22 protein-coding genes and 1 pseudogene are annotated in these 21823 nt (G+C 64.7%); 8 read left to right on the top strand and 15 right to left on the bottom strand.

The features are described 5' to 3' along the window. Positions 1–155 precede the first annotated feature (155 nt). From H1B27_RS28790 to groL, 7 genes are all read right to left on the bottom strand, one after another. Positions 156–320 carry a hypothetical protein gene (locus H1B27_RS28790; RefSeq protein WP_156504872.1) on the bottom strand — a complete coding sequence of 55 codons (165 nt, stop codon included), beginning with the start codon at positions 318–320 and terminating at the stop codon, positions 156–158. Between the two features lie 29 nt (positions 321–349). Continuing rightward, positions 350–550, bottom strand: coding sequence for a hypothetical protein (locus tag H1B27_RS28785; RefSeq protein ID WP_197968401.1), 201 nt, complete (start codon positions 548–550; stop codon positions 350–352). Between the two features lie 249 nt (positions 551–799). After that, the gene (locus tag H1B27_RS28780; RefSeq protein ID WP_061878337.1) at positions 800–979 is read right to left on the bottom strand and encodes a hypothetical protein; all 180 of its coding nucleotides are present in this window, start codon (positions 977–979) and stop codon (positions 800–802) included. Between the two features lie 23 nt (positions 980–1002). Continuing rightward, positions 1003–1725, bottom strand: coding sequence for a CBS domain-containing protein (locus H1B27_RS28775; RefSeq protein WP_197968400.1), 723 nt, complete (start codon positions 1723–1725; stop codon positions 1003–1005). Between the two features lie 77 nt (positions 1726–1802). Continuing rightward, positions 1803–2324, bottom strand: coding sequence for an Hsp20/alpha crystallin family protein (locus H1B27_RS28770; RefSeq protein WP_197968399.1), 522 nt, complete (start codon positions 2322–2324; stop codon positions 1803–1805). A gap of 243 nt (positions 2325–2567) precedes the next feature. Beyond that, positions 2568–2786, bottom strand: coding sequence for a ChaB family protein (locus H1B27_RS28765; protein ID WP_194389022.1), 219 nt, complete (start codon positions 2784–2786; stop codon positions 2568–2570). Positions 2787–2865: 79 nt separating this feature from the next. Then, entirely contained in the window at positions 2866–4488 is a 1623-nt protein-coding gene (groL, locus tag H1B27_RS28760) for a chaperonin GroEL (protein WP_197968398.1), read from the bottom strand. Between the two features lie 300 nt (positions 4489–4788). Between groL and H1B27_RS28755 the strand changes: the two genes are divergently transcribed. The 4 genes from H1B27_RS28755 to ftsH (H1B27_RS28740) all read left to right on the top strand — a co-directional run bounded on the left by H1B27_RS28755 (position 4789) and on the right by ftsH (H1B27_RS28740) (position 9925). Continuing rightward, entirely contained in the window at positions 4789–6024 is a 1236-nt protein-coding gene (locus tag H1B27_RS28755) for an efflux RND transporter periplasmic adaptor subunit (protein ID WP_246515773.1), read from the top strand. After that, positions 6021–7247 (top strand): ABC transporter permease, encoded by a 1227-nt coding sequence (locus tag H1B27_RS28750; protein ID WP_197968396.1) that lies wholly within the window; start codon positions 6021–6023, stop codon positions 7245–7247. Before H1B27_RS28755 ends, H1B27_RS28750 begins: the two co-directional genes overlap by 4 nt. Next, positions 7240–7926: an ABC transporter ATP-binding protein gene (locus tag H1B27_RS28745; RefSeq protein ID WP_197968395.1), complete on the top strand. Its 687-nt coding sequence runs from the start codon at positions 7240–7242 to the stop codon at positions 7924–7926. Before H1B27_RS28750 ends, H1B27_RS28745 begins: the two co-directional genes overlap by 8 nt. 154 nt (positions 7927–8080) lie before the next feature. Next, positions 8081–9925, top strand: coding sequence for an ATP-dependent zinc metalloprotease FtsH (gene ftsH / locus H1B27_RS28740; RefSeq protein WP_197968394.1), 1845 nt, complete (start codon positions 8081–8083; stop codon positions 9923–9925). A gap of 123 nt (positions 9926–10048) precedes the next feature. Here the strand turns inward: ftsH (H1B27_RS28740) and H1B27_RS28735 are convergent, their stop codons facing one another. From H1B27_RS28735 to fixK, 3 genes and pseudogenes are all read right to left on the bottom strand, one after another. Next, positions 10049–10396 carry a hypothetical protein gene (locus H1B27_RS28735; protein WP_197968393.1) on the bottom strand — a complete coding sequence of 116 codons (348 nt, stop codon included), beginning with the start codon at positions 10394–10396 and terminating at the stop codon, positions 10049–10051. A gap of 471 nt (positions 10397–10867) precedes the next feature. Beyond that, on the bottom strand, positions 10868–11146 hold the full coding sequence (locus H1B27_RS28730; RefSeq protein ID WP_197968392.1) for a hypothetical protein: 279 nt from the start codon (positions 11144–11146) through the stop codon (positions 10868–10870). Between the two features lie 364 nt (positions 11147–11510). Then, a pseudogene (gene fixK, locus H1B27_RS40360) lies at positions 11511–11615 on the bottom strand (nitrogen fixation protein FixK); the annotation flags it as partial. A gap of 588 nt (positions 11616–12203) precedes the next feature. Here fixK and H1B27_RS28725 point away from each other — a divergent pair. After that, positions 12204–12437 carry a hypothetical protein gene (locus H1B27_RS28725; RefSeq protein ID WP_131866686.1) on the top strand — a complete coding sequence of 78 codons (234 nt, stop codon included), beginning with the start codon at positions 12204–12206 and terminating at the stop codon, positions 12435–12437. A 43-nt stretch (positions 12438–12480) separates the two neighbouring features. Here H1B27_RS28725 and ftsH (H1B27_RS28720) read toward each other — a convergent pair whose 3' ends face one another. Both ftsH (H1B27_RS28720) and H1B27_RS28715 read right to left on the bottom strand, forming a co-directional pair. Beyond that, positions 12481–14322 carry an ATP-dependent zinc metalloprotease FtsH gene (ftsH, locus tag H1B27_RS28720; protein ID WP_197968391.1) on the bottom strand — a complete coding sequence of 614 codons (1842 nt, stop codon included), beginning with the start codon at positions 14320–14322 and terminating at the stop codon, positions 12481–12483. Between the two features lie 244 nt (positions 14323–14566). Next, positions 14567–14845, bottom strand: a complete 279-nt coding sequence (locus H1B27_RS28715) for a hypothetical protein (RefSeq protein ID WP_082821986.1) — start codon at positions 14843–14845, stop codon at positions 14567–14569. A gap of 334 nt (positions 14846–15179) precedes the next feature. Between H1B27_RS28715 and H1B27_RS28710 the strand changes: the two genes are divergently transcribed. The 3 genes from H1B27_RS28710 to H1B27_RS28700 all read left to right on the top strand — a co-directional run bounded on the left by H1B27_RS28710 (position 15180) and on the right by H1B27_RS28700 (position 18322). Further along, positions 15180–15542, top strand: coding sequence for a copper resistance CopC family protein (locus tag H1B27_RS28710; protein WP_061878327.1), 363 nt, complete (start codon positions 15180–15182; stop codon positions 15540–15542). A 7-nt stretch (positions 15543–15549) separates the two neighbouring features. Continuing rightward, the gene (locus tag H1B27_RS28705; RefSeq protein WP_197968390.1) at positions 15550–17205 is read left to right on the top strand and encodes a CopD family protein; all 1656 of its coding nucleotides are present in this window, start codon (positions 15550–15552) and stop codon (positions 17203–17205) included. Between the two features lie 67 nt (positions 17206–17272). Then, complete coding sequence (locus H1B27_RS28700; protein ID WP_197968389.1) at positions 17273–18322, top strand: CaiB/BaiF CoA transferase family protein; 1050 nt, start codon at positions 17273–17275, stop codon at positions 18320–18322. Between the two features lie 232 nt (positions 18323–18554). Here H1B27_RS28700 and H1B27_RS28695 read toward each other — a convergent pair whose 3' ends face one another. The 3 genes from H1B27_RS28695 to H1B27_RS28685 form a co-directional block, all read right to left on the bottom strand. Then, entirely contained in the window at positions 18555–19277 is a 723-nt protein-coding gene (locus H1B27_RS28695) for a DUF72 domain-containing protein (RefSeq protein ID WP_197968388.1), read from the bottom strand. Between the two features lie 95 nt (positions 19278–19372). Further along, on the bottom strand, positions 19373–20521 hold the full coding sequence (locus tag H1B27_RS28690) for an amidohydrolase (protein WP_197968387.1): 1149 nt from the start codon (positions 20519–20521) through the stop codon (positions 19373–19375). Between the two features lie 189 nt (positions 20522–20710). Continuing rightward, the gene (locus H1B27_RS28685; RefSeq protein ID WP_197968386.1) at positions 20711–21799 is read right to left on the bottom strand and encodes a mandelate racemase/muconate lactonizing enzyme family protein; all 1089 of its coding nucleotides are present in this window, start codon (positions 21797–21799) and stop codon (positions 20711–20713) included. Positions 21800–21823: the final 24 nt, after the last annotated feature.

The raw sequence follows: 21823 nt of genomic DNA, 5'->3' as shown, positions 1-21823 counted from the left end.
GATCGCGGCCGGGCGGTTGATCTCGATCAAGCCCCTGTTCGATTACGGCGGCGGTGACTTCGTCTCGCTGCAGGCAGAACCATCCTCGATGACGAACCATTGTAACGATCGTCCCTGACGCCGCGGTCTCGCGACGGGCGACCGCGCCGATCGACCTAGTCCTCCGCCACGGGACGGGTGAAATCGGGATTCGCAGTCTGGCCGGGTGTCGAACGCACCGATTGCTTGGCAGATCTGGCGATCGACGAAAAATAGAGCGCGAGTTCGAGGATGCCGTACATCGCGAATATCATTAGCGCCTTGATTGCTTCGTTGGTCATCTGAATATCCTCCAACAGCCCGATCTCGATTAGCGTTGGGCCATTTCGGTCAGTGCGTGCATCGGACGTGCCTGGTGAACGGCCAGAGTCTTCGCCTTCTGCAAGCTCAATTCAGGCTGCGCCAAGTGCACGGTCAGCGTGGTCGCTACGACGGCGATGCCAGCCAGCAATCCGGTAACGGCCACTTTCAGATGCGTTGTCCTGTCTGCAGTGTAGATCGAGTGGTTCATTTGCAGGCGCCTCGCCGGTGCGTGCTGACAAACCCATACTAGCGGATAAATTGCCCGTCCGAAATTTGGGAGCTTCACCTAAGGTGATGTCCGGAGCCACACGGCGAACACCTGCACTCCTGGAGTACCGGCTCACCGCCATACCTTTGCTGTGCCTTGTCGATGCCATCGGGCGGCTTCGCGCACCGGTTCGGCAGGAGCGGGCGAGCCGGTCGGCGGCAGGCGCCGGCCACCGTGTCGCGTCGGCAGTTAGCGCGGGGCCTGTCGGTCCCGCCCGGTATAGGCGGCAATCAGCCCGACCAGGACAGTCACGAGCAACATGGTCACGATGGTCTGGATCAAGCCGAAGTTCAGTGCGTCACGTGCCACGAACAGCGCCGTGATCGGCGCTGCTATGGCGAAGAGAATCCGAACGAACCATCCGAGCATGGTGACCTCGATCCGCGGGGAGTTCAGCCGGCGGCCCTCATGTCTTCGGGCGCTTCCACGTAGAACCCGCTATAGGTGTCGACGAAGCAGAGATGGTCGTGAACGTCCTTGACGCCAGCGGTGCTCTCGGCGGCAACGATCGCGGCCCGACGCGCCTCGTCGGTGGTGACGAGGCCGTGCAAATGCACGATGCCTTTGCGGACATTCACCTCGAAGCCGATCGGACGCCAGTCCGTGGCGTTGACCGCGCGCGTGATGCGCTCGCGAATGTGCTCGTCATCGGCAGTCGGATCCGGAATTTCGTGCAGGAGGCTCGCCACGGCCTGCAGCAGGTTCGACCTCGTGACGATCCCGACGGGCGCCTTGCCCTGCAATACGGGGACGCGCTTGATGTCGTTCTTCTCCATCAGGTCGACCAGCTCGGCCAGATCCGTGTCCTCCTGCACCGAGACGACCTGCTTCGTCATCACGTCCTCCACCTTGCGGCCGCGCTCGTGAACGAATTCGGCAGCCGCGCGTCCTGGTCCCATGAAGAACTTCAGCCAGGCGGCGTGCCTGCGACCGGTTCCGATCTCGCTACGGCGGAGGAAGTCGCTTTCCGAGACCACGCCGACGAGGTTACCGGCATCGTCGATGACGGGCAGACCGCTGATGTGCATTCGGAGCATGATCCTGGCCGCCTCCTCGATCGTCGTGTGCGGCGTTACGGCAACGAGGTCCTTCGTCATGATATGATGCGCGCGCATGGTGTGTCCTCGAGTTCGCTGGCGAATGTCCTGGGTGAGGCGAGGCTGCGGCTGTCACAGCCTCGCGTCGGCGGCCGTCAGGCGGCCTTCACGCTGATGGTCTTGGCCGGCTTCTGGGCTTCTTCGGTCTTGGGAAGGACGACCTTGAGCACGCCGTTCTTGAACGTCGCCTCGATCTTGTCGGCGTTGACGCCGTCCGGGAGCGCGAAGTAGCGCTCGAACGAGCCGTAGCGGCGCTCGGAGACGTAGTAATCCTTCTTCTTCTCTTCGGTCTCTTCCTTCTTCTCGCCCCTGATGGTGAGACCTCCGTTGACGAGCTTGACGTCGATGTTCTTCTCGTCGAGGCCGGGAAGCTCAGCCGTGATCTCGTAGGCCTTGTCGCTTTCGGCGACGTCGACGGCCGGCGCATTGAAGTTCTTGGACAGGTCGCGCTCCAGCCGGGCAAGCGAGCGGAGCGGCCGTTTCCAGAAGCCGTTGCCGAAATCGTCGAAGATCTGGTCGATTTCGTTTCTCAGCGCCTGGAACGGTTGCCATGCCTCGCCGGCGGCTGCAGGCGCGGCGGACGGTTTGGTGACAGGAAGTTTGGTTTCGGTTGCCATGATCATTGTCTCCTTCGAGCTTGACCATTCCGGTCATCGAAAAGAATAGCCATGGCCCTCGTGCACCGGTTGATTTCGCTCAAACTCGAGAGCATCGCATGCGAGATCAGGCGGTGTCGGCAGGTCATGGGATGATCATGCCCAATGCGGGTGTGGAACTCGTCGTTCCACATCCGACGTCCCGCAATACGGGTGGATACATCGACGTTTCTCGATGGCCGGGCAGTCGAGAGCGATGGGCCCTCATGAATCCGGTCGCTTTGGCAACCATTGGTCACCGAGTTTCACGTAGGAGCGCTTCACCGCAGCCCAGGCCGTGCGGTGAGCGATCTCTTCCTGCCGGAGGTCCCCGGCATGCGAGGCAAAGGAATGGTTGAATGCCTCCCGGTAGATGTCCAGGGCATGAGGCGGCAGATGGTGCCGCACGCCAGGGGGAAGGTCCTTGTTCGAGCGATAGGGCATCGTTGCATCCTGTACGGAATCTTCGCCCGCCTTGCGCCGACGGCCAATGCCTTTGCGTTCGCCGCAAGGCCTGCGGCTGCTACATCGCCATGTCGGACTCGGGCAGCCGCTCGCGCTTCGGCTCCGGAATCTCCGTCATCGTCGCCTCCGTCAGAAGAAGCACGCTTGCGACGGACACCGCATTTTCGAGCGCGATCCGTACGACCTTCACGGGATCGACGATGCCGGCCTCCACGAGGTCGACATAGACCTTCCGGGCGGCGTCAAAGCCGGAATTGCCTTCGCTGGCCAGCATCCTGGCAACGACGACGCCGCCATCGGTTGCGGAATTTTCGGCGATCTGGCGCGCGGGAGCTTCGAGCGCGCGCTTCAGGATCTGCACGCCCGTTCTTTCGTCGCCCTCGCAGGTGGCCTCCTCCTTGGCCACCGCTGCGATCGTGCGGAGCAGGGCAAGCCCGCCGCCCGGCACGATGCCCTCGGCCACCGCAGCTTTGGTCGAGCTGATCGCATCATCGAGCGCCTCCTTCTTCGCCTTCATCTCGGCTTCGGTCGGTGCTCCCACCCGAATGACGGCGACGCCACCCGAGAGCTTGGCGAGGCGCTCCTCGAGCTTCTCGCGGTCGTAGTCGCTGGTCGTCTTCTCGATCTCGACGCGGATTTGCGCAAGCCGCGCGTCGATACGGGCGCGATCGCCGCCACTCCCGATCAGGGTGGTATTCTCTTTGTCGGCGACCACCCGTGCGGCGCGACCGAGTTGCTGGAGGGAGGCACTTTCGAGCTTGAGCCCGATCTCCTCCGAGATCACCTGCGCGCCGGTGAGGATGGCAATATCTTCCAGCATGGCCTTGCGCCGGTCGCCGAAGCCGGGTGCCTTGACCGCGCAAGCCTTGAGCACGCCGCGAAGCTGATTGACGATGAGCGTCGCCAGCGCTTCGCCTTCGATGTCCTCGGCGACGATCAGAAGCGGACGGCCGCTCTTGGCGACCTGCTCGAGCAGGGGAACCAGATCGCGCAGGGCGCCGATCTTGTGATCACAAAGCAGCACGTAGGGATCCTGCAGCACGGCTTCCATGCGGTCCGCATCCGTGACGAAGTAGGGCGACAGGAAACCGCGGTCGAACTTCATGCCTTCCACGACGTCCAGCAGGGTCTCGGTGGTCCTGGACTCCTCCACCGAGATCACGCCGTCACCGCCGACCTTCTCGATCGCATCCGCCACCAGTTCGCCGATGGAGATGTCATTGTGCGCCGAGATCGTAGCGACCTGGACCTTTTCCGCCCTGGTCTTCACCGGTTTCGCCATGGCATGCAGGGCGGCGATGGCGGCCTGTGTCCCGCGATCGAGGCCGCGTTTGAGGTCGATCGCGCTCGCGCCGGCGACGACGTTCCGGACGCCGTCCGCAAGGATGGCATGGGCCAGGATGGTCGATGTGCTGGTGCCGTCGCCGACGACATCGCCGGTCTTCTCGGCGGCCTGCCGCAGCACCTGGGCGCCCAGGTTCTCTTCTGCGTCCTTGAGATCGAATTCCTTGGCAATGGTGACCCCGTCGTTGCACACGATGGGTGCGCCCCAGGATTTCTGGATCAGGACGGATTTCGACTTCGGCCCGAGCGTGACGCGCACGGCATCGGCGAGAAGGGACGCGCCGCGCAAGACTTTTTCACGAGCCGCCGAGTGAAACAGGACCTGCTTGTGCGCCATTTTTCACGTCCTCCATCTTGCTTCATGGCCGAGGCGATTTGCGGGTCAGTTTGGACGAGTGAGCTGCAGCCGGATTGATCTTCGTCAACGTGAGCATGCCGGCGTCGAAGCCCCAGGAGTTCTCGACAGGCCGTCGATCGATGCAAACTCGACAATATTTTGAGACAGCGCGCATTTTGCGGGCAGCGCGTTGACTTGGCGCAATCTGGAACAGGGGTGATGCGGTATTCAGTTTGGCGGAATTCGCATCAGCGCAGAGTCATGGTCGAGCAAACACTATCGGTTTCGAAGCAGGAGCACATGACCCGGCTCTCCGCCGCGTCGGCGTGGTCGGGAGTCCTCGTCCACAAATGGTTCGTGCTCGCGGTCCTCGTTCTGCTCGCCCTTGGTGCCTGGCAGGGCGTCCGCATCCTGTTCGGACCTGCCGTCGTGGTCGACCAGGTCGCGCGCGGGCGATTGATCGAGACCGTGGTGGCGAGCGGACATGTCGAGACACCGTACCGCGTCGAGATCGGCAGCCAGATCACCGGCACGGTTGCGGACGTGCTGGTGCAGGAAGGCGAGAAGGTCAGCAAAGGGCAGCCGCTGATCTCGCTGGAGGCACGGGAACTCAAAGCGAGCGTGATCCAGGCGCAGGGGGCGGTAGCCCAGGCCGAAGCCCGGATCAGGCAGCTCGAAGAGCTGACGCTGCCATCCGCGAAGGAGGCTCTGACGCAAGCGCAAGCGACGCTTCTGAACGCCCAGCAGACCTATGACCGCACGGCGCAGCTCGAACGCAATGGCTACGCGACCAGGGCGGCCTTGGATGACGCGCAGAAGACGCTCGACGTCGCGCGCGCCGTGAAGCGCGCGGCGGAGTTCCAGGTCTATACCGCAAGCCCGGGCGGCAGCGACTATGTCATGGCGCAGACGCAGCTCAACCAGGCACGCGCCAATCTGGACACGGCGGACTCCCGCCTGGGCTATGCCACGATCGTGGCCCCTCGCGACGGCGTTCTCATCACCCGGAACGTCGAGCGAGGCACCGTGGTGCAGGCGGGGAAAGCGCTCCTGGTGCTGGCGCCGTCAGGTGACCTGCAGCTGGTCTTGCAGATCGACGAGCGCAATCTCGGCAAGCTCGCGCTCGGACAGAGCGCGCTGGCCTCCGCAGATGCCTACCCGGACCGGCGTTTCGCCGCCAAGGTCTCCTACATCAATCCGGGCATCGACATTTCCCGCGCGACCGTCCAGGTGAAGCTGACGGTGGCGGAGCCATCCGACGACCTGCGCCAGGACATGACCGTCTCGGTCGACATCGAGGTTGCCGCGAAAGACAATGCGAAGGTACTCCCCGTCCGCTCGGTCCATGACATCCTCTCCGGACAGCCCTGGGTCCTGACCGTCGAGGGCGGTCGTGCGGTCAAGCGTCCGGTGAAGCTCGGCCTGCGCGGCAGCAGCAACATCGAGGTCGTCGAGGGGCTCGAAGCCGGTGATGTCGCGATTCCACAGAGCTCCGGCGTCGTGACCGGGCAGCGCGTGCGGCCCGTCCTGCGATGAATCGCTGGCTCCCATTCGAGTGGATCGCTGCCGTGCGCTTCCTGCGCGAAGGGAAATTGCAGACCATCTTCATCATCGGCGGCATTTCGATCGGCGTTGGCGTCATTGTCTTCATGTCGGCGATGCTCGCGGGCATGGAGGCAAATTTCATCAGGCGCGTGCTGACGTCGCAGCCGCAGATCCAGCTCCTCACGCCTGATCAGGTCGCGCGTCCCCTGCGCAACGCCGCCGGCGAGATCGAGGACGCGGTGGTGCAGCGGCCGAGCCAGCGGGTGATCTCGATCGACCAGTGGCCGAAGATCAGGGCCCAGATGCTGGCGATGCCCGAAGTCACCGCAGTCTCGCCCACCATCACAGGATCCGCGCTGGCGATCCGCGGCGACGCCAGCCGGGCGGTGACGCTGACCGGAATCGAGCCGGACACCTATTTCAACATCGTCAAGGTGCCGGACTACATCGTCGCCGGCAGCGCGCGCCTGACCAGCGAAGACATCATCATCGGCACCGAGCTCGCCAAGAATCTCGGCGCCAGCGTGGGCGACAAGCTGAACCTCCAGGCGGCAAGCTCCGCCAACCGGGTGCTGACGATCTCCGGCCTGGTCGATTTCGGCAACAAGGGCGCCAATCAGCGGGTGGCCTTCATCGCGCTGCGGACGGGACAGTCTCTGCTCGGCATGATCGGCGGCGTCACCACCATCGACATGACGATCAAGGACATCTACGCGGCGGAAACCATCGCCAAGCGGATCCAGGCCGCGACGGCCGTCGAAGCCGATAGCTGGATCGCCACCAACGCGCAGTTCTACACCGCCGTCCAGGCGCAGATCTACACGAACACCTTGATCCGTGTGTTCGTGGGCCTGTCTGTGGCCTTTGGCATTGCCGCGGTGCTCATCGTCTCGGTGATCCAGCGCTCCAAGGAGATCGGCATCCTAAGGGCAATGGGCACCTCGCGCGGCCAGATTCTGCGGGTGTTCCTGCTCCAGGGTGGTCTGCTCGGCTTTGTCGGCTCGCTGTTCGGCGCGACGATGGGCGCCCTTGCGCTGATCTATTGGCACGCTGTCGCCCGCCAGGCGGATGGAAGCGAGTTCTTTCCGTTGATCCTGGAGCGAAACCTCTTCATCTATACGGCGCTGCTCGCCACGGTTACCGGCCTGTTGGCTGCGACAGCGCCGGCGGTGCGCGCGGCGAAACTCGATCCGGTGGTAGCGATCCGTGGCTGAGGAAATCCTGAGGCTCGAGCGCGTCTGCAAGACCTACAATGTGGGCCTGCCATCGGAGGCCGAGGTACTGCACGACATCGATCTCGAGCTCGACCATGGCGAGTTTCTGGCTTTGATGGGTCCTTCAGGCTCCGGCAAGAGCACGCTGCTCAACATCGTCGGTCTGCTCGATCGGCCGACGTCCGGCCGGCTCCTCATCAAGGGGCGCGACACCGGGCTGCTGCACGACAACGAGCTCACGCATCTCAGAGGTCACACCATCGGCTTCGTGTTTCAGCATCATTTGCTGATCTCCGCCTTCACCGCGCGCGAAAACATCATGATGCCGATGCTCGCGGATCGCGGATTTCCGAGCGCGGAGATCGCGGCCCGGGCCGATCATCTCCTCGCCGAGGTCGGTCTCGGGAGATTCGGAAACAATCTCGCCAACAACATGTCGGGCGGCCAGCAGCAGCGGGTGGCGGTGGCCAGGGCACTCGCGATGAATCCGGATCTCGTACTGGCGGACGAGCCGACCGGAAATCTCGATTCGAAGTCGGCCGATGCCGTCTTCGAACTGATGCGACGGGTCAATCGGGAGAGCGGCACGAGCTTCCTGCTCGTCACCCATAATCTGGACCTCGCGCGCCGCTGCGACCGCATCATCGAGGTGGTCGACGGCCGGATTGCGCAGCATTGAACGCAGGGACTCCGGCGCGAGCGTCATGTGCTGTCAGCCCTGTTGAGTTCATCGGCCCGGTCGTGTGGGACCGCGCTGTTGACCTGAATCAAGCAGAGGTCGCCGTTCCCTCATTACCATTCACGGCGCAGCCGACGGCGATGGGAGAAGCAGAGTGGAGTCCGATCAAGGTTCACGGAAGCAGAGCATGGTCATGGCCGCTGTCTTGGCAGGCGGCCTGCTGCTCGTCATGCTGCAGTTCGGGCTCGCGACGTACAGTTCAATCGAAACCATTCCCTACAGCCAATTCGAGCAGCTGCTGGCGCAGGACAAGATCGCCGAGGTGTCCGTCGGCTCGGACATGATTCAGGGGAAATTGAAAGAACCGCTTCCGAGTGGAAAGGCCGCATTCATCACGGCGCGGGTCGATATGGCTTTGGCCGAAAAGCTCGCGGCAAAAGGCGTGAATGTGACCGGCGTTCCCAGTGGCGGTCTGCTGCAGAGCTTGCTGTCCTGGATCTTTCCGGTCATCGCCTTCTTCGTGATCTGGTTCTGGATCGGCCGCCGCATGGGCGGCGGACAGGGCCTGGGCGGGTTGATGGCGATCGGCAAGTCCCGTGCAAAGGTCTACGTCGAAAAGGACATCAAGGTCACCTTCGCGGATGTAGCCGGAGTGGACGAGGCGAAGTTCGAGCTCCAGGAGGTCGTTTCATTCCTCAAGGACCCCGCGAGCTATGGCCGATTGGGGGCGCATGTACCCAAGGGAATATTGCTGGTCGGACCGCCGGGAACGGGAAAGACGCTGCTGGCCCGCGCCGTGGCGGGAGAGGCCGGCGTTCCGTTCTTCTCGATCTCGGGCTCGGAGTTCGTTGAGATGTTCGTCGGTGTCGGCGCAGCCCGCGTCCGGGATCTGTTCGAGCAGGCCCGAAAGGCGGCACCGTGCATTATCTTCGTCGACGAACTCGACGCGCTGGGACGCAGCCGCGGGCCGCTGTCGTTCGGAGGCTACGACGAGAAGGAGCAGACCCTCAACCAGCTGCTGTCCGAGCTTGACGGCTTCGACCCGAGCGCCGGCGTCATCCTGCTGGCGGCCACCAATCGCCCCGAGATCCTGGACCCCGCACTGTTGCGCGCGGGTCGCTTCGACCGCCAGGTTCTGGTTGACCGGCCGGACAAGAACGGGCGCGTTGCCATCCTCAAGGTCCACGTCCGCAAGATCCGTATGGGCAAAGGCGTCGACCTCGACAAGGTGGCGGGACTCACGACCGGCTTCACCGGCGCCGACCTCGCAAACCTCATCAACGAAGCCGCGATCGCCGCGACCAGACGGAGCGGTGAGGAGGTCACGTTCGACGATTTCGTCACGGCGATCGAGCGGATCGTGGCCGGCATCGAGAAGAAGAGCAGGGTGCTCAGCAAGGACGAACGGCGCAGGGTCGCCTATCACGAGATGGGCCATGCCCTCGTCGCGGCCAGCCTGCCCGGCGTCGACCCGGTGCAGAAGGTCTCGATCATTCCGCGCGGGATCGGCGCGCTGGGATACACCATCCAGCGTCCGACCGAGGACAGGTTCCTGCTGACGATCGAGGAACTCAAGAACCGCATCGCGGTGCTGATGGGGGGACGCGCATCGGAGCGTCTGATCTTCGACGGTGCGATCTCCACCGGCGCCGCCGACGATCTTCAGCGTGCGACCGAAGTCGCGATCGAAATGGTGACCAAGTACGGCATGGACGAGACGGTGGGGCAGCGCACCTATGCGCCCAAGCCGCAGGCGTTTCTCGGGGCGGCCCAGGACAAGATCGTCGGGGCTGCCGAGGCAACGGGCCGCGAGATCGATCTCGCCGTCCGCAACCTGATCGCGGAGGGCGACCGCCGCGCCAGGGATATCCTCCAGCGGCGGCGTGGTGACCTGGACGCCGGCGTGGAGCTGTTGATCGCCAACGAAACGGTGACGTCCGAGCAGTTCGCGCCGCTGCTCGGCCAGCGCAGCGAGGAGAGCAAGCCGGTCGCCGCGTGATTGCGGCACGGATGAGCGTTTAAAATGTATGTGATCCTCCTGAAGGGCGATCCGAGCCGTGCAGGACATGTCGGGGCAGCACGGGCTTGATCCGGATCAAGCCTGGGATCCGCGGGCGCGTTATCATTTAACTTGCGTAACGCGACCCCACGTTACGTCCCCCAGTGGCCGCCGAGGTTCATTGCCCCGCATCTCGGCGGCTCCTTCTGTCAGCATGACGATCTCAACCGAACTGCACGCCGGATAGAAGACCGCTGCTTCGGCCAGGCTATTCGTCAGCTGCCTGAGCTCATACGCGGCCAGGTCCCAGTTCTTCGCCTTGCCTGCATACCACAGCTTGAGATGCTCGAGCTGCGCCATGCCCATGACCTCGACGAGACGAGGCACCTCCTGTTTCGCGCTCGCGGACGGCGGAAAGTCGGACTGAGCAATCGCGGATGTGACCGCACCTGCCGAAATCGCGAGAATCACACCCCAATGTCTTAGCGTCATCCGAGCATTCCCTGTCAGTTTCGCCCTTTACTATCAGGCTCCTGTTCCAGGCCTTTGCGCTGAATCAAGCTTTCGCGTTCCCGCCGCCGGATCTCGTCAGGAAGAGGCGCGGCGAACAGGGCGAGAGAAGCGGCGGACGGTCAATTCGAATTTGGTGCCTCGGCGCGAAGCGCCCGAGCGGGATCAATTCAGCCTTCCAAGAAGTCTGCGGATGATCTTCCTCAAATTGTCGGCGTACTCGTCGATGACCTGGCGCCTCTCGGCCGATGGCGAAAGCCGACGATCATCGCCTTCGTCCGCTGACGGAGTATCCGTCCGGGATCCCCCGCGGATGATGGAGGCGGTGGGCTTTGTTGGTTTCACGGGATTTCTGGCCTCTGGATAGAGCTGCGCGCTCCGTTCAGGATAAGAACCAGTTCCATCCGCCCGATCCCTTCCACTCGGCCGGGCTCAACGCCCCGGGGCCGTCGGATCGCATTTGGGGCAGCATCCGTCGGCGGCTACTCCGAGCTGGCGGCCAATCTCCATCCTGAGAGTTTCCTTCTCCCATTTCGTGCCGTCACTTCGGGCCATTCGCTTCACGCGTTCGAAGGCGTGGCTCTCGGCAGCGTCATCTCCGATGCGGACGATCACGTCGCGGTGGAAGGGACAAACTGTCGTCGCGCGGGTCGTCTCCAGTGCGTAGCGCACGACCGCGGTGAGATCGTCGGTGTGAGTGTCGGTAAGCATGTCGGCTCTCCTGATCAGCGTACTCCTTTGCCCAGACGATCCCAAGGGTTCGACGAAAATCGGCCCCGGGCTCCATGGGAGCGCTGAGGCCGATTGTTCGCTTGGTTCTTCCATTCAGGGTCCGAGCTCGTCCAACAAACCCGCGTTGCCGACATTCGTTCCATCGAACTCTCCGGCGGAGCCGCGCTCCGGCCTGCTCCATGCTCGCGGTTTTCTGCACCTGTCTATGAAAGCGCCGCCCGGAAGGCCTGAAAATCCGAACTTCGCTTCCTTCGGCAACGGTACCTCAGCAAGCGCATCCCGATGCCGTCGTGACGCTACAATCGGGGTCGCCAACATGTCTTGATCCAGCTCAAAGGCGCGATCAGGCGTTCATGTCCCTGAGGTGCTGACGATTGCGCAGCACGATCTGCCTGGCACCGGAAAAGCCGAGAATGCCTCCGCTGTGCAGCTCGGACAGTGCGCGCGTGGATCCGTTCAGGACAGTTGCCTAAGTATTGGCCCGCAATTTCAATGCCGGAGCGGCGGGCGCATATCGTCAACATGGAGCGCAACATCATCTTCAAGTGCCCGCGCACGGGCATGAACGTGCAGCACTGGCTTCCCGGCCCAATGTCGGGAGCCGCGGACACGCACGTCTCCGTCCGATGTCCCGCTTGCGGCTCGCTGCACTTCGTCAACATCGCCACTGGCAAGATGTTGAGCGAAGGGAATCATCCGGCGTCGAACGACTACGGCTCCAGCCGGTCTCGCCGCCCAGCCTGATCCCTCACATGCTTGACGCGGTGAGAGGCGCGCCCGCGCTCCGATGCGCCGGGATACCGCGATCACTCCACCCGCCGGAGCAGCCGTTCCGCGTCCCCGTCGCGGCGCCGTCCACCGCGCTCACCCGGCGCATGCTCTGTACGATCCGCCTGACCCTCCCCAGCATCGCGCAGCGGCGAAGGAGACTACCAGCTTCTTCTCCGCTGCCGACAGGCTCTTGAAACGCGCAGCTTCCATTCCAATTTGGTCCACGCACGTTCCGATTTGGCTGCACGCATGCTTGGCTTTTGGAATGAATGACTATCGTGACCTTGTCGGCGCGGCTCTTGCGCTGCTATGTGCCGGCCTGATGTTGGTGGCCGGCCATATCTTGCTCGAATGGCGCGCCAGGCATGCCGATCCCGGCATAGGGATCGTGGCGCCCAGGAGCGAAGGCACGCCATCGCCGCTCATCTCGAACGGTTCGCCGCCAGACCGGAGGATGATCGAGCTCCCGGCCGGGATCAGGCGGAAGCGCGCTGCGTGAAGCCGCCTTGTGCCACGGCGCGTGTTGAACGCCGGCGCGAACCCTAGATGGCGCGCAGCGCTTCCTTGGGCATCTCGCGGATCAGCACATCGATATCGCTCTGCTCGAGTGTCTCCCTCTCCAAGAGCTTCTTCGCGGCGCGGTCCAGGATCGGCCGCCGTGTGCTCAGGATGCCCTGAGTGCGCTGGAAGACCTGGTCGACGATGGCTTTCACCTCGCGGTCGACTGCGGCCGCAGTCTCTTCCGCATAGTCGCGCTCGCGAACCGGATAGGGGCGGTCGGCGCCGGCAAGGAAATTGCCGGGATCACGCTCATAGGCGACGCTGCCCAGTCTCTCGGACATGCCGTAGCGCGTCACCATGCTGCGGGCGATGTCGGTCACGCGGCGCAGATCGTCGGCTGCGCCGGTCGACAAGTGCCCGAACACGATCAGCTCCGCGGCGCGGCCGCCGAGCAGCACCGCCATCTTGTTCTCCAGCTCTTCCTTCGTCATCAGGAACCGGTCTTCGATCGGTCGCTGGATGGTGTAGCCGAGCGCGCCCACGCCGCGCGGGATGATCGAGACCTTGTGCACTGGATCGGTCCCCGGCAGTGAGAGCGCGACGAGGGCGTGCCCCATCTCGTGATAGGCGACGATCTCGCGTTCCTTGGCGTTGAGCAGGCGGTTGCGCTTTTCGAGGCCCGCGACCATGCGCTCGACTGCATTGTTGAAGTCACTCATGCTCACCGCCTCGGCAGCGCGACGTGTCGCCAGAAGTGCCGCTTCGTTGACGAGATTGGCAAGATCCGCGCCGGTAAAACCCGGGGTGAGTGCGGCAACGGCGTCCGCATCGACACCGTCCGCCAGCCGCACCTTCTTCATGTGCACCTTGAGGATCTCGATGCGGCCCCTCTTGTCGGGTCGGTCGACCAGCACCTGCCGGTCGAAGCGGCCGGCACGGAGCAGGGCAGGGTCAAGGATTTCCGGCCGGTTGGTGGCGGCGAGGATGACGAGCCCGGAGCGCGAATCGAAACCGTCGAGCTCGACCAGCAGCTGGTTGAGCGTTTGCTCCTTCTCATCGTGGCCGCCGGCGAAAGGGCCGATGCCGCGGGCGCGGCCAAGCGCATCGAGCTCATCGATGAAAATGATGGCCGGCGCCTTTTGGTGGGCCTGCTGAAACAGGTCCCGCACACGCGCGGCGCCGACGCCGACGAACATCTCGACGAACTCCGAGCCCGAGATCGAGAAGAACGGCACTCTGGCCTCGCCGGCGACGGCCTTGGCAAGGAGGGTTTTGCCTGTGCCCGGAGGTCCCACCAGCAGCACGCCTTTCGGCATACGGCCGCCGAGCCGGCCATAATCGGTCGGATTCTTCAGGAAATCGACGACCTCGCGAAGCTCGTCCTTGGCTTCGTCGACCCCGGCGACATCGGCAAAGGTGACGCCGGTATCGGATTCGACATACACCTTGGCCTTGCTCTTGCCGATCGCCATCAGCCCGCCGCCGATCCCGCCGCCCTCGGCCATGCGGCGGCCGATGTACCACCAGATGCCGAAGAACAGCAGCACGGGCATGACCCACGACAACAGGTCGCGCAGAAACGTGCTCTCGATCTGCCCGGTGAAGCGGACGTTGTATTTCTCCAGTTCCTGCGCGACGTCCTGGTCGACGCGCGTGGTGACGAATTGCTTCTGGCCGCCAGGCAGCGGCTCCTTCAGTGTGCCCTGCAGGGTGCGGTCGGAGATGCCGACGGTATCGACTTTCCCCTGGCGCAACAATTGTTGGTATTCACTGTAGGGGATCACCGCGATTTGGTGCGCCGCGGAGATCAGATACTGAATCAAGAAGACCGCGAAGATCGCCGCGACAGCATATCCGAGATTGAAACGGACATTCTTGTTCATGCGAGAACCAGATCCGATCGTGTTACGCGGCCGGGCTGCGTCGAAGCGCATTGTTGCGCGCCCGTTCGGGCCCGGCACGCGTCCGGACCTGCATCCTATCCACAGAACTTCTCCCGCTGCCTTCTGTTCCGGGCAGACCATCGGGCTCGGGTTGGAGGCACTCGCATTCGCAAGGGCCGTGTTCAGGCGATCGGGATGTGAGGCAGCGATAAGGCCCGGCTGCAGGCCGGGCCTTATTCTCGGCTTACCAGGGATACCAATAGGGGTATGCCGCCGGATAATAGCGGACGGTCCGATAGTATCGGGGTCCGTAGTAATATGCCGGTGGACCATAGACCGGCGCATAGTAGATCGGAGGTGCGGTCGCCGCCGCCAGTGCTCCGGTGAACAGGCCGAGCGCCACGGCCGGACCTATCCCTGGACCACCCCAGTGATGATGGCCCCGCCAGTGGGCCGAGGCCGGCGCAACCGTTCCAATGAGGAGCGTTGCTGCCGCGGCGATTGCAAGAGCAAGCTTTCTCATGTGCCTTCCCTCGAACATATGCCCGCGCAAGCGACGGGCTTTTCCTAACCTCAGCATCAGTGTTGATATCGCCGGACCCGCGGGTTCGGCTGTGTTTGACTTAGAATTGGTCGCGTCGACTTCAAGCCTCCGTGCTTGGCTCGACGCGTGCCTTCCGCATCGGCATTTTGCCGCGGCCGGTGTGTCGCGGCGGCAACAGCCGATCCTTTTCCGTCGATTGTAACCGGCCTGGCGCTCGCGCGCCCTTGGCGAAGTGCGCCGCGGTTCCAACATAGGCACGGACCACGCGCCGGGGGGCGGTGCGGTGGCGGCTGCCGACAGCGAGTGACCAACCATGCGCGTATTCGTTCGAATCGCGATCCTTCTATCCGCCATCTGGTGTCTTGCCGACCCGAATGCAGCCTCGGCACACGCCATCATCGTATCGTCATCGCCGGCGGCCGGTGCGACCGTCTCGGGGGACGCCGTCGCGATCAGCCTGCATTTCAACAGCCGGATCGATCGCGCCCGTTCCAAGCTGACGCTGCTGGCGCCGAACGGCGCCACGCAGGCGCTGACGCCCGCGGCCAATGCTCCGGCCGACGAGCTCAAGGCCGAGGCGACGCGGCTTTCCGGCGGCGCATGGCGCCTGCGCTGGCAGGTGCTGAGCGTCGACGGACACATCACGCGCGGCGACATTCCGTTCATCGTTCATTGACCTCGCCTTGTACCTGTTTCTCGACATCTTCGGCTATCTGTCGGTCGTTCTGCGCGGCCTGATCCTGATCGCCCAAGCCTTCACGCTCGGCGGTCTTGCCTTTCAGATGCTGTTGTGGTGGCCGTTGCAGCCGCAGCTGTCGGTGTTCGGTCTCACGATCGAGGAGAAATGCCTGACGGTGCTGAAGGTCAGCGCCTTCGCCTGGGCGCTCCTCACCATCGCTTCGCTGGGTCTCAATGCCGCCGCGCTGGTCGGGACGCTTCAGGTGTCGTGGCGCGAGGCGATCAGTGCCGATTTCGCCCGGGCCGGCCTCGTCATTGCGGCGAGCGCATTCGGCCTCGCCGTGCTGGCAAATGGACGCGCGCAGGGCCTGCGATCCCTGGCACTCCTCGCGCTTGCGCTGCTCGCGCTCGCGATGCAGACCCGGCTGACCCACGCGGCGAGCCGGCCGGTCCTCAGCTGGCCGCTGCTCCTGTCCGATGCCGGCCACATGCTGGGCGCCGCGATCTGGATCGGCGGGCTCCCCTATTTCCTGATCGCGCTGAACGGCTGCAAGGTGCCCTCCGACTGGCGCCTCATCGCCCGGCGCTACTCGCTGATGTCCATGGCCGCAGTCGCGGCCATCGTCGGCGGCGGTCTCGTCATGGCCATCGATTACATCGGCTCGATCGAGGCGATCTACGGCACCGCCTATGGCGTCATGATCCTCGCCAAGATCGGGTTGCTGTTGATGCTGCTCGCGCTTGGCGCGGGCAATTATCTCTTGGTCGAACGGCTGCGGCGCGATCCCGCAACGCCGATCCTCCGCCTCAAGCGCTTCGCCGAGGTCGAGGTCGGCATCGGTCTCACCGTTCTGCTCGCGGCTGCGTCGCTGACGTCGCTGCCGCCCGGCGTCGATCTGTCGCGCGACCGACTGAGCTGGCAGGAGATCGTCGAGCGCGCCACGCCGCAATGGCCGCCGCGCCTGACCAGCCCGGACTACGACAAGCTGACCATCGCGCAGCTCCAGGCCAGGATCACCCTGGCCGATGCCGGGCGCAGCAGCGCACCGGCCGCCTACGTTCCCGGCGAAGGCACGATCCTGCCGCGCAACGCCGAGGACATCGCCTGGTCCGAGTACAATCATCACTGGGCCGGCGTCTTCGTGGTGCTGATCGGCCTGCTCGCCTTGATCGAGCGGTTTCGCTGGGGCCGCTGGGCGAGGCATTGGCCGCTGCTGTTTCTCGGCATGGCGGCCTTCCTGTTCCTCCGCGCCGACGAGCAGGCCTGGCCGCTCGGGCCGGCCGGATTCTTCGAATCGCTGCGCGATCCCGAGGTGGCGCAGCACCGCATCTTCGTGCTGCTGATCGCAGTATTCGGACTGTTCGAATGGCGCGTGCGGCTGCGCGGCGACGAGGCCGGACGCGCGGCCCTGGTGTTTCCCCTGACGACCGCGCTCGGCGGCGCGCTCCTGCTCACGCATTCCCATGCCATCGCCAACATCAAGGACCAGCTCCTGATCGAGATGAGCCACACGCCGCTTGCGCTGTGCGGGATCGCCGCGGGCTGGGCGCGCTGGCTCGAATTGCGGCTCGACGGCCGCGTCCGCGGCGTCGCGGCGTGGATATGGCCGGTCGCCTTCATCCTGGTCGGGCTCGTCCTGCTGGACTACCGCGAGGCCTGAGCGCCGGCGCCATCTTGCCGCGGCAATCATTCCCTGTAATCTGAGCAAAACACTGGGGAAGAAGCCGATGGGAGGAGTTCTGGAGGGCGTGCGCGTGCTCGATTTCGGGCGCTATATCGCCGGGCCCTATTGCGCGACCTTGCTGGCCGAGTTCGGGGCCGAGGTCATCCGGGTCGAGAAGCGCGTCGCGACCGCGGACGTCGTGGTCGCCAATCTGCCGCCGCAGACCCTGCGTGCGATGAAGCTCGACTACGAATCCTTGAAGGCGATCAAGCCGGACATCATCCTGACCACGGCCACCGCGTTCGGCGGGCCGGGTCCCTGGTCCGACCGCGTCGGCTTTGACGGCGTCGGGCAGGTGATGTCGGGCGCGGTGTACATGACGGGTGCCGGCGATCCGCCGTACCGGGCCGCGGTGAACTGGGTCGATTTCGGCACCGCCTTGCACTGCGCGTTCGGCACGCTCGCCGCCCTGATCGAGCGCGGCAAATCCGGACGCGGGCAGATCGTCGAGGGCGCGCTGCTTGCAACCGCGCTATCCTTCACCAACGCGACGCTGATCGAGCAGGCCGTCATCGGCGTCAACCGCGTGCCGACGGGCAATCTCGGCCAGACCGCGGCTCCCGCCGACATCTACCGCACCAGGGACGGCTGGGTGCTGTGCCAGGTCACCGGCCATCCGCTGTTCAAGCGCTGGGCGCGGCTGATGGGCGAGGAGGAGGTTTGGCTGAACGATCCGCGCTTTGCCGACGACATCAGCCGCGGCAACAACGGCCGCATCATCAGCGAGCGGATGGCGCGCTGGTGCGCCGAGCGCACCACGCAGGAGGCCGTCGATGCGCTGGGCCAGGCGATGATTCCGACCGGCCCCGTGCTCTCACCGCAACAGGCGCTGGATCATCCGCACATCCGCGCCGCCGGCTTCATGCAGGACGTCGACTATCCGGGCCTGCCGAAGCACGCACCGGTCGCCCGCGCCGCGGTGCGGCTGTCGGAAACGCCGGGCGAAATCGTGAGCCGCCCGCCGACGCTCGGCGAGCACACCGATCTCGTTCTCGCCGAACTCGGCTATGATGCCGCGGCGATCGCAGCGCTCCGGCAAGGCGGCATCATCTAGCGCATTATGAGGCACGATCGCAGCAGCGGCGGAGGTGCACACCCTCTCCCGCTTGCGGGAGAGGGTCGGGGAGAGGGTGTTTCCGCAACGGGACAATCTCCAAGAGGAGAAAGCCCTCACCCGGCGCGCGGGACGATGCTTTGCATCGCCCGAACGCGCCGACCTCTCCCGCAAGCGGGAGAGGTGAAGCGAGCCGCAGCCTCGACTGCGCCAAAACGCATCCCGCTCAGCATCACAGCAACTGCTTCAATGCCTTGGCATCGGCCGGCGCCGCGCTCTTTTGGTCGTTGTCGAAATAGACGTAGACGTCGCAGCCCTGCCGCTTCCACGACTTGATGCGCTTGGCCCATTGCGTCAGCGTGGCCTTCGTATAATGCCCGTGATAGCGCCCGCTTGGCCCGTGTCCGCGCACATAGACGAAATCCGCCGTGCGCTTCCACGGCGCCGGCGCATCGTGATGATCGGACAGGCACAGCGAGATGTTCTCTTCAGTCAGCATCCGCAGGATGCGCGGCTGATACCAGCTCGGATGTCGGAATTCGAAGCTGTAGCGGTGCTTCCGCGACAACAGCTTGAAGAACGAGGCCAGCCGGTCCGCGTCCGCCTCGAATTGCGGCGGCAGCTGGAACAGGACCGGGCCGGCCTTGCCGCCGAGCCGCGAGATGCGGTCCTCCAGGAGCTCGAGGCTGTTGACGGAGCGGTCCGACAGCCGCTTCCAGTGCGTGATGAATTTGGACGCCTTCCAGGCGAACACGAAGTCGCGGCCGGTCTGCTCGCGCCAGCCCTTCACCGCCTCCGGCGTCGGCGTCCGGTAGAACACCCCGTTCAGCTCCGTGGTGTCGAACTGCCCGGCGTAGTAGCTGAGCTGCTGCTTCAGCGTCACGCCCTCCGGGAAGAACGGGCCGCGCCAGGAGGCGTAATGCCAGCCGGAAGTTCCGATCAGAACGCGCGCCATGTCTTACGTGCCATCCCTTGCCATGTGCCGGGAGGGAACGCCCGTGCCGCCGATACGTTGCTCGTCGGATTGATCTACGCAGGACCGGAACAGAGTTAGTTCGAGGCCAGCGCCGCCTTGGCCACTTCGGCCATCCAGCCGGACGCGACGGGCAGGATCGCGTCGTTGAAATCATAGCGCGGGCCGTGCAGCTCCGCGCCGTCGCGCAACGCGCCATTGCCGATCCAGACGAAGGCGCCCGGCCGCTGCTGCAGGTAATGGGCAAAATCTTCGCCGGCCATGCTCGGCGCGAGGTCGCGCCGCACCGGCGCGTGCAGCTTCTCGGCAGCGATGCGCGCGAGGTCGGCCTCATCAGGCGAGTTGATCACGACACCCACGCCCCAGACGATCTCGGGCGTGACCTTGACGCCGAAGCTGGTCGCAATGCCGGCGCAGCTGCGCTCGATACCATCGAGGATGACGTCCTTGACCGCCTCGCGATGGTAGCGCAGCGTGCCGCGGATGGTGACGCGCCCGGCGATCTGGTTCGGCGCGGTGCCGCCTTCGATCGTGCACAGCGACAGCACGGCAGTGTCGAGCGGATCGACCCCGCGCGAGGCGATCGATTGCAGCGCGACGATGAGATGGCCGGCCGCCACCACCGGATCGCGCGTCAGATGCGGCATGCCGGCGTGGCCGGCATGGCCCTCGATGGTGATGGTGATGCGCCCGCCGGAGGCCATGACGACGCCGTCGTGGACCGCGATGGTGCCGGCGGCAAGGCCCGGCCAGTTGTGGAAGCCGAAGATCCGTTCCATCGGAAAGCGGTCGAACAGCCCGGCCGCGACCATCGCGCGCGAGCCGCCAAAGCCCTCCTCCGCCGGCTGGAAGATGAAATCGACCGTGCCGCTCCAGTCGGTGTCGGCGACGAGCAGCGCGGCCGCGCCCAGCAGCGCGGCGGTGTGCCCGTCATGGCCGCAGGCATGCATCACGCCGGGAGTCTTTGAAGCATAGGGCAGGCCGGTGTCCTCGGTGATCGGCAGCGCATCCATGTCGGCGCGCAGGCCGACCCGGCTTCGTGCGTGGCCACGCGTCAACGTCGCGACGATGCCGTGCCCGCCGATCCCTGCCTCGAACGGAATACCGAGCTCGGTGAGCCTGTCCTGCACGAAGGCGGAGGTGGCTTTTTCCTGGAGCGACAGCTCCGGGTGCGCATGAAGGTGCCGGCGCCACGTGGTCAGTTTCTGGTGCAGTTCGGGGTGCAAGGCAGGGAATCTTTCGCAAGGTGTCGGTTGCCGTCACCATAAAGGATTATCACCGTCATGCACCCCGCGCCTTGGAATGCCTCGCGTGCAGCCACATCGTCATGGCCGGGCTTGACCCGGCCATCCACGTCTTGCTTCGTAGTTGAAAAGAACGTGGATGCCCGGGACAAGCCCGGGCATGACGGAGCCCTAAGGCGCCAGCTTCGCCAGCCCCTTCCAGTCGAAGTTGATGCCGTGCCCCGGCCTATCAGGCGCGAGCGCCAGCCCGTCCTGCAGCACCAGCGGATGCTCGATATATTTGTCGAGCCCGAAGCCATGCGCCTCCAGATACGACCGGTTCGGACAGGCCGCGAGCAGATGCACGGTGATGTCGTGCGCGCCGTGGCTGGTGACGGGCAGGTTGAACGCTTCCGCCAGCCGCGCGATCTTCATGAAGGTGCTGACGCCGCCGCAATTGGTGACGTCGGGCTCGGGATAGGACACCGCGCCTGAGGCGATGTAGTTCTTGAACTCCCACAGTGAGCGCAGATTCTCGCCCGCCGCGATCGGCACGCCGCCGGCCTGCATGATACGCAAATGTCCCGCGACGTCGTCGGGAATGATCGGCTCCTCGAGCCAGGTGAGGTCATAGGGAACGAAGGCGCGGGCGGCGCGGATCGCCTCCTCGACCGTCCATTTCATGTTAGCGTCCACCATCAGCGGAAAACCGTCGCCGAGATGCTGCCGCATCGCGGAGACCTTCGCGACGTCGGATTTCAGGTCGGGCCGGCCGACCTTCATCTTGATGGCGCGAAAGCCCTTGGCGAGATTGCCGTCGGTCTGCGCGAGCAGCGCATCGACGGAGAGGTCGAGGTCGATGCCGCCGGCATAGCATGGCACGCCCGCATCGAAGCCGCCGAGCAGGCGGAACAGCGGCAGCTTGGCGCGCCGCGCCTTCAGATCCCACAGCGCGATGTCGAGCGCAGAGAGCGCCAGCACGGCCGGTCCGCCGCGGCCGCCATAATGCAGCGCCCACCAGACATGATGCCAGATCGCTTCGGCGTCATCGGCCTCGCGTCCCTCGACCAGCGGCGCAATCTCGCGTGTGAGGATATCCGCGGTCGCGCCGCCATTGCGCCCGACCGTGTAGGTGTAGCCGACGCCTTCGGCGCCGTCTGCATCGCGAATCCGGCAGGTGATCAGCTCGAACGCCGCGATCTCGCCATGTGTGGAGTCGGAGAGGGTGACGGGGAGGCGGATCCGGTAGAGCCCGGTCTCGATGTTTGCGATGCGCGGCATGGTGCCTCCCTTTTGTTCTTGTTT

The sequence above is a fragment of the Bradyrhizobium diversitatis genome, assembly GCF_016031635.1.
Taxonomy (GTDB): Bacteria; Pseudomonadota; Alphaproteobacteria; order Rhizobiales; family Xanthobacteraceae; genus Bradyrhizobium; species Bradyrhizobium diversitatis.
Note: the sequence above shows the minus strand (reverse complement) of the source record. Positions and strands in the feature narration are given on the sequence as shown.

Coding starts and splice junctions, on each gene's coding strand:
- H1B27_RS28695 (WP_197968388.1), bottom strand. CDS start 19,277: ATGGCGCGCGTTCTGATCGGAACTTCCGGCTGGCATTACGCCTCCTGG.
- H1B27_RS28685 (WP_197968386.1), bottom strand. CDS start 21,799: ATGCCGCGCATCGCAAACATCGAGACCGGGCTCTACCGGATCCGCCTC.
- H1B27_RS28715 (WP_082821986.1), bottom strand. CDS start 14,845: ATGAGAAAGCTTGCTCTTGCAATCGCCGCGGCAGCAACGCTCCTCATT.
- H1B27_RS28750 (WP_197968396.1), top strand. CDS start 6,021: ATGAATCGCTGGCTCCCATTCGAGTGGATCGCTGCCGTGCGCTTCCTG.
- H1B27_RS28755 (WP_246515773.1), top strand. CDS start 4,789: ATGACCCGGCTCTCCGCCGCGTCGGCGTGGTCGGGAGTCCTCGTCCAC.
- H1B27_RS28790 (WP_156504872.1), bottom strand. CDS start 320: ATGACCAACGAAGCAATCAAGGCGCTAATGATATTCGCGATGTACGGC.
- H1B27_RS28700 (WP_197968389.1), top strand. CDS start 17,273: ATGGGAGGAGTTCTGGAGGGCGTGCGCGTGCTCGATTTCGGGCGCTAT.
- ftsH (WP_197968391.1), bottom strand. CDS start 14,322: ATGAACAAGAATGTCCGTTTCAATCTCGGATATGCTGTCGCGGCGATC.
- groL (WP_197968398.1), bottom strand. CDS start 4,488: ATGGCGCACAAGCAGGTCCTGTTTCACTCGGCGGCTCGTGAAAAAGTC.
- H1B27_RS28785 (WP_197968401.1), bottom strand. CDS start 550: ATGAACCACTCGATCTACACTGCAGACAGGACAACGCATCTGAAAGTG.
- H1B27_RS28780 (WP_061878337.1), bottom strand. CDS start 979: ATGCTCGGATGGTTCGTTCGGATTCTCTTCGCCATAGCAGCGCCGATC.
- H1B27_RS28765 (WP_194389022.1), bottom strand. CDS start 2,786: ATGCCCTATCGCTCGAACAAGGACCTTCCCCCTGGCGTGCGGCACCAT.
- H1B27_RS28725 (WP_131866686.1), top strand. CDS start 12,204: ATGAATGACTATCGTGACCTTGTCGGCGCGGCTCTTGCGCTGCTATGT.
- H1B27_RS28710 (WP_061878327.1), top strand. CDS start 15,180: ATGCGCGTATTCGTTCGAATCGCGATCCTTCTATCCGCCATCTGGTGT.
- H1B27_RS28770 (WP_197968399.1), bottom strand. CDS start 2,324: ATGGCAACCGAAACCAAACTTCCTGTCACCAAACCGTCCGCCGCGCCT.
- H1B27_RS28730 (WP_197968392.1), bottom strand. CDS start 11,146: ATGCTTACCGACACTCACACCGACGATCTCACCGCGGTCGTGCGCTAC.
- H1B27_RS28775 (WP_197968400.1), bottom strand. CDS start 1,725: ATGCGCGCGCATCATATCATGACGAAGGACCTCGTTGCCGTAACGCCG.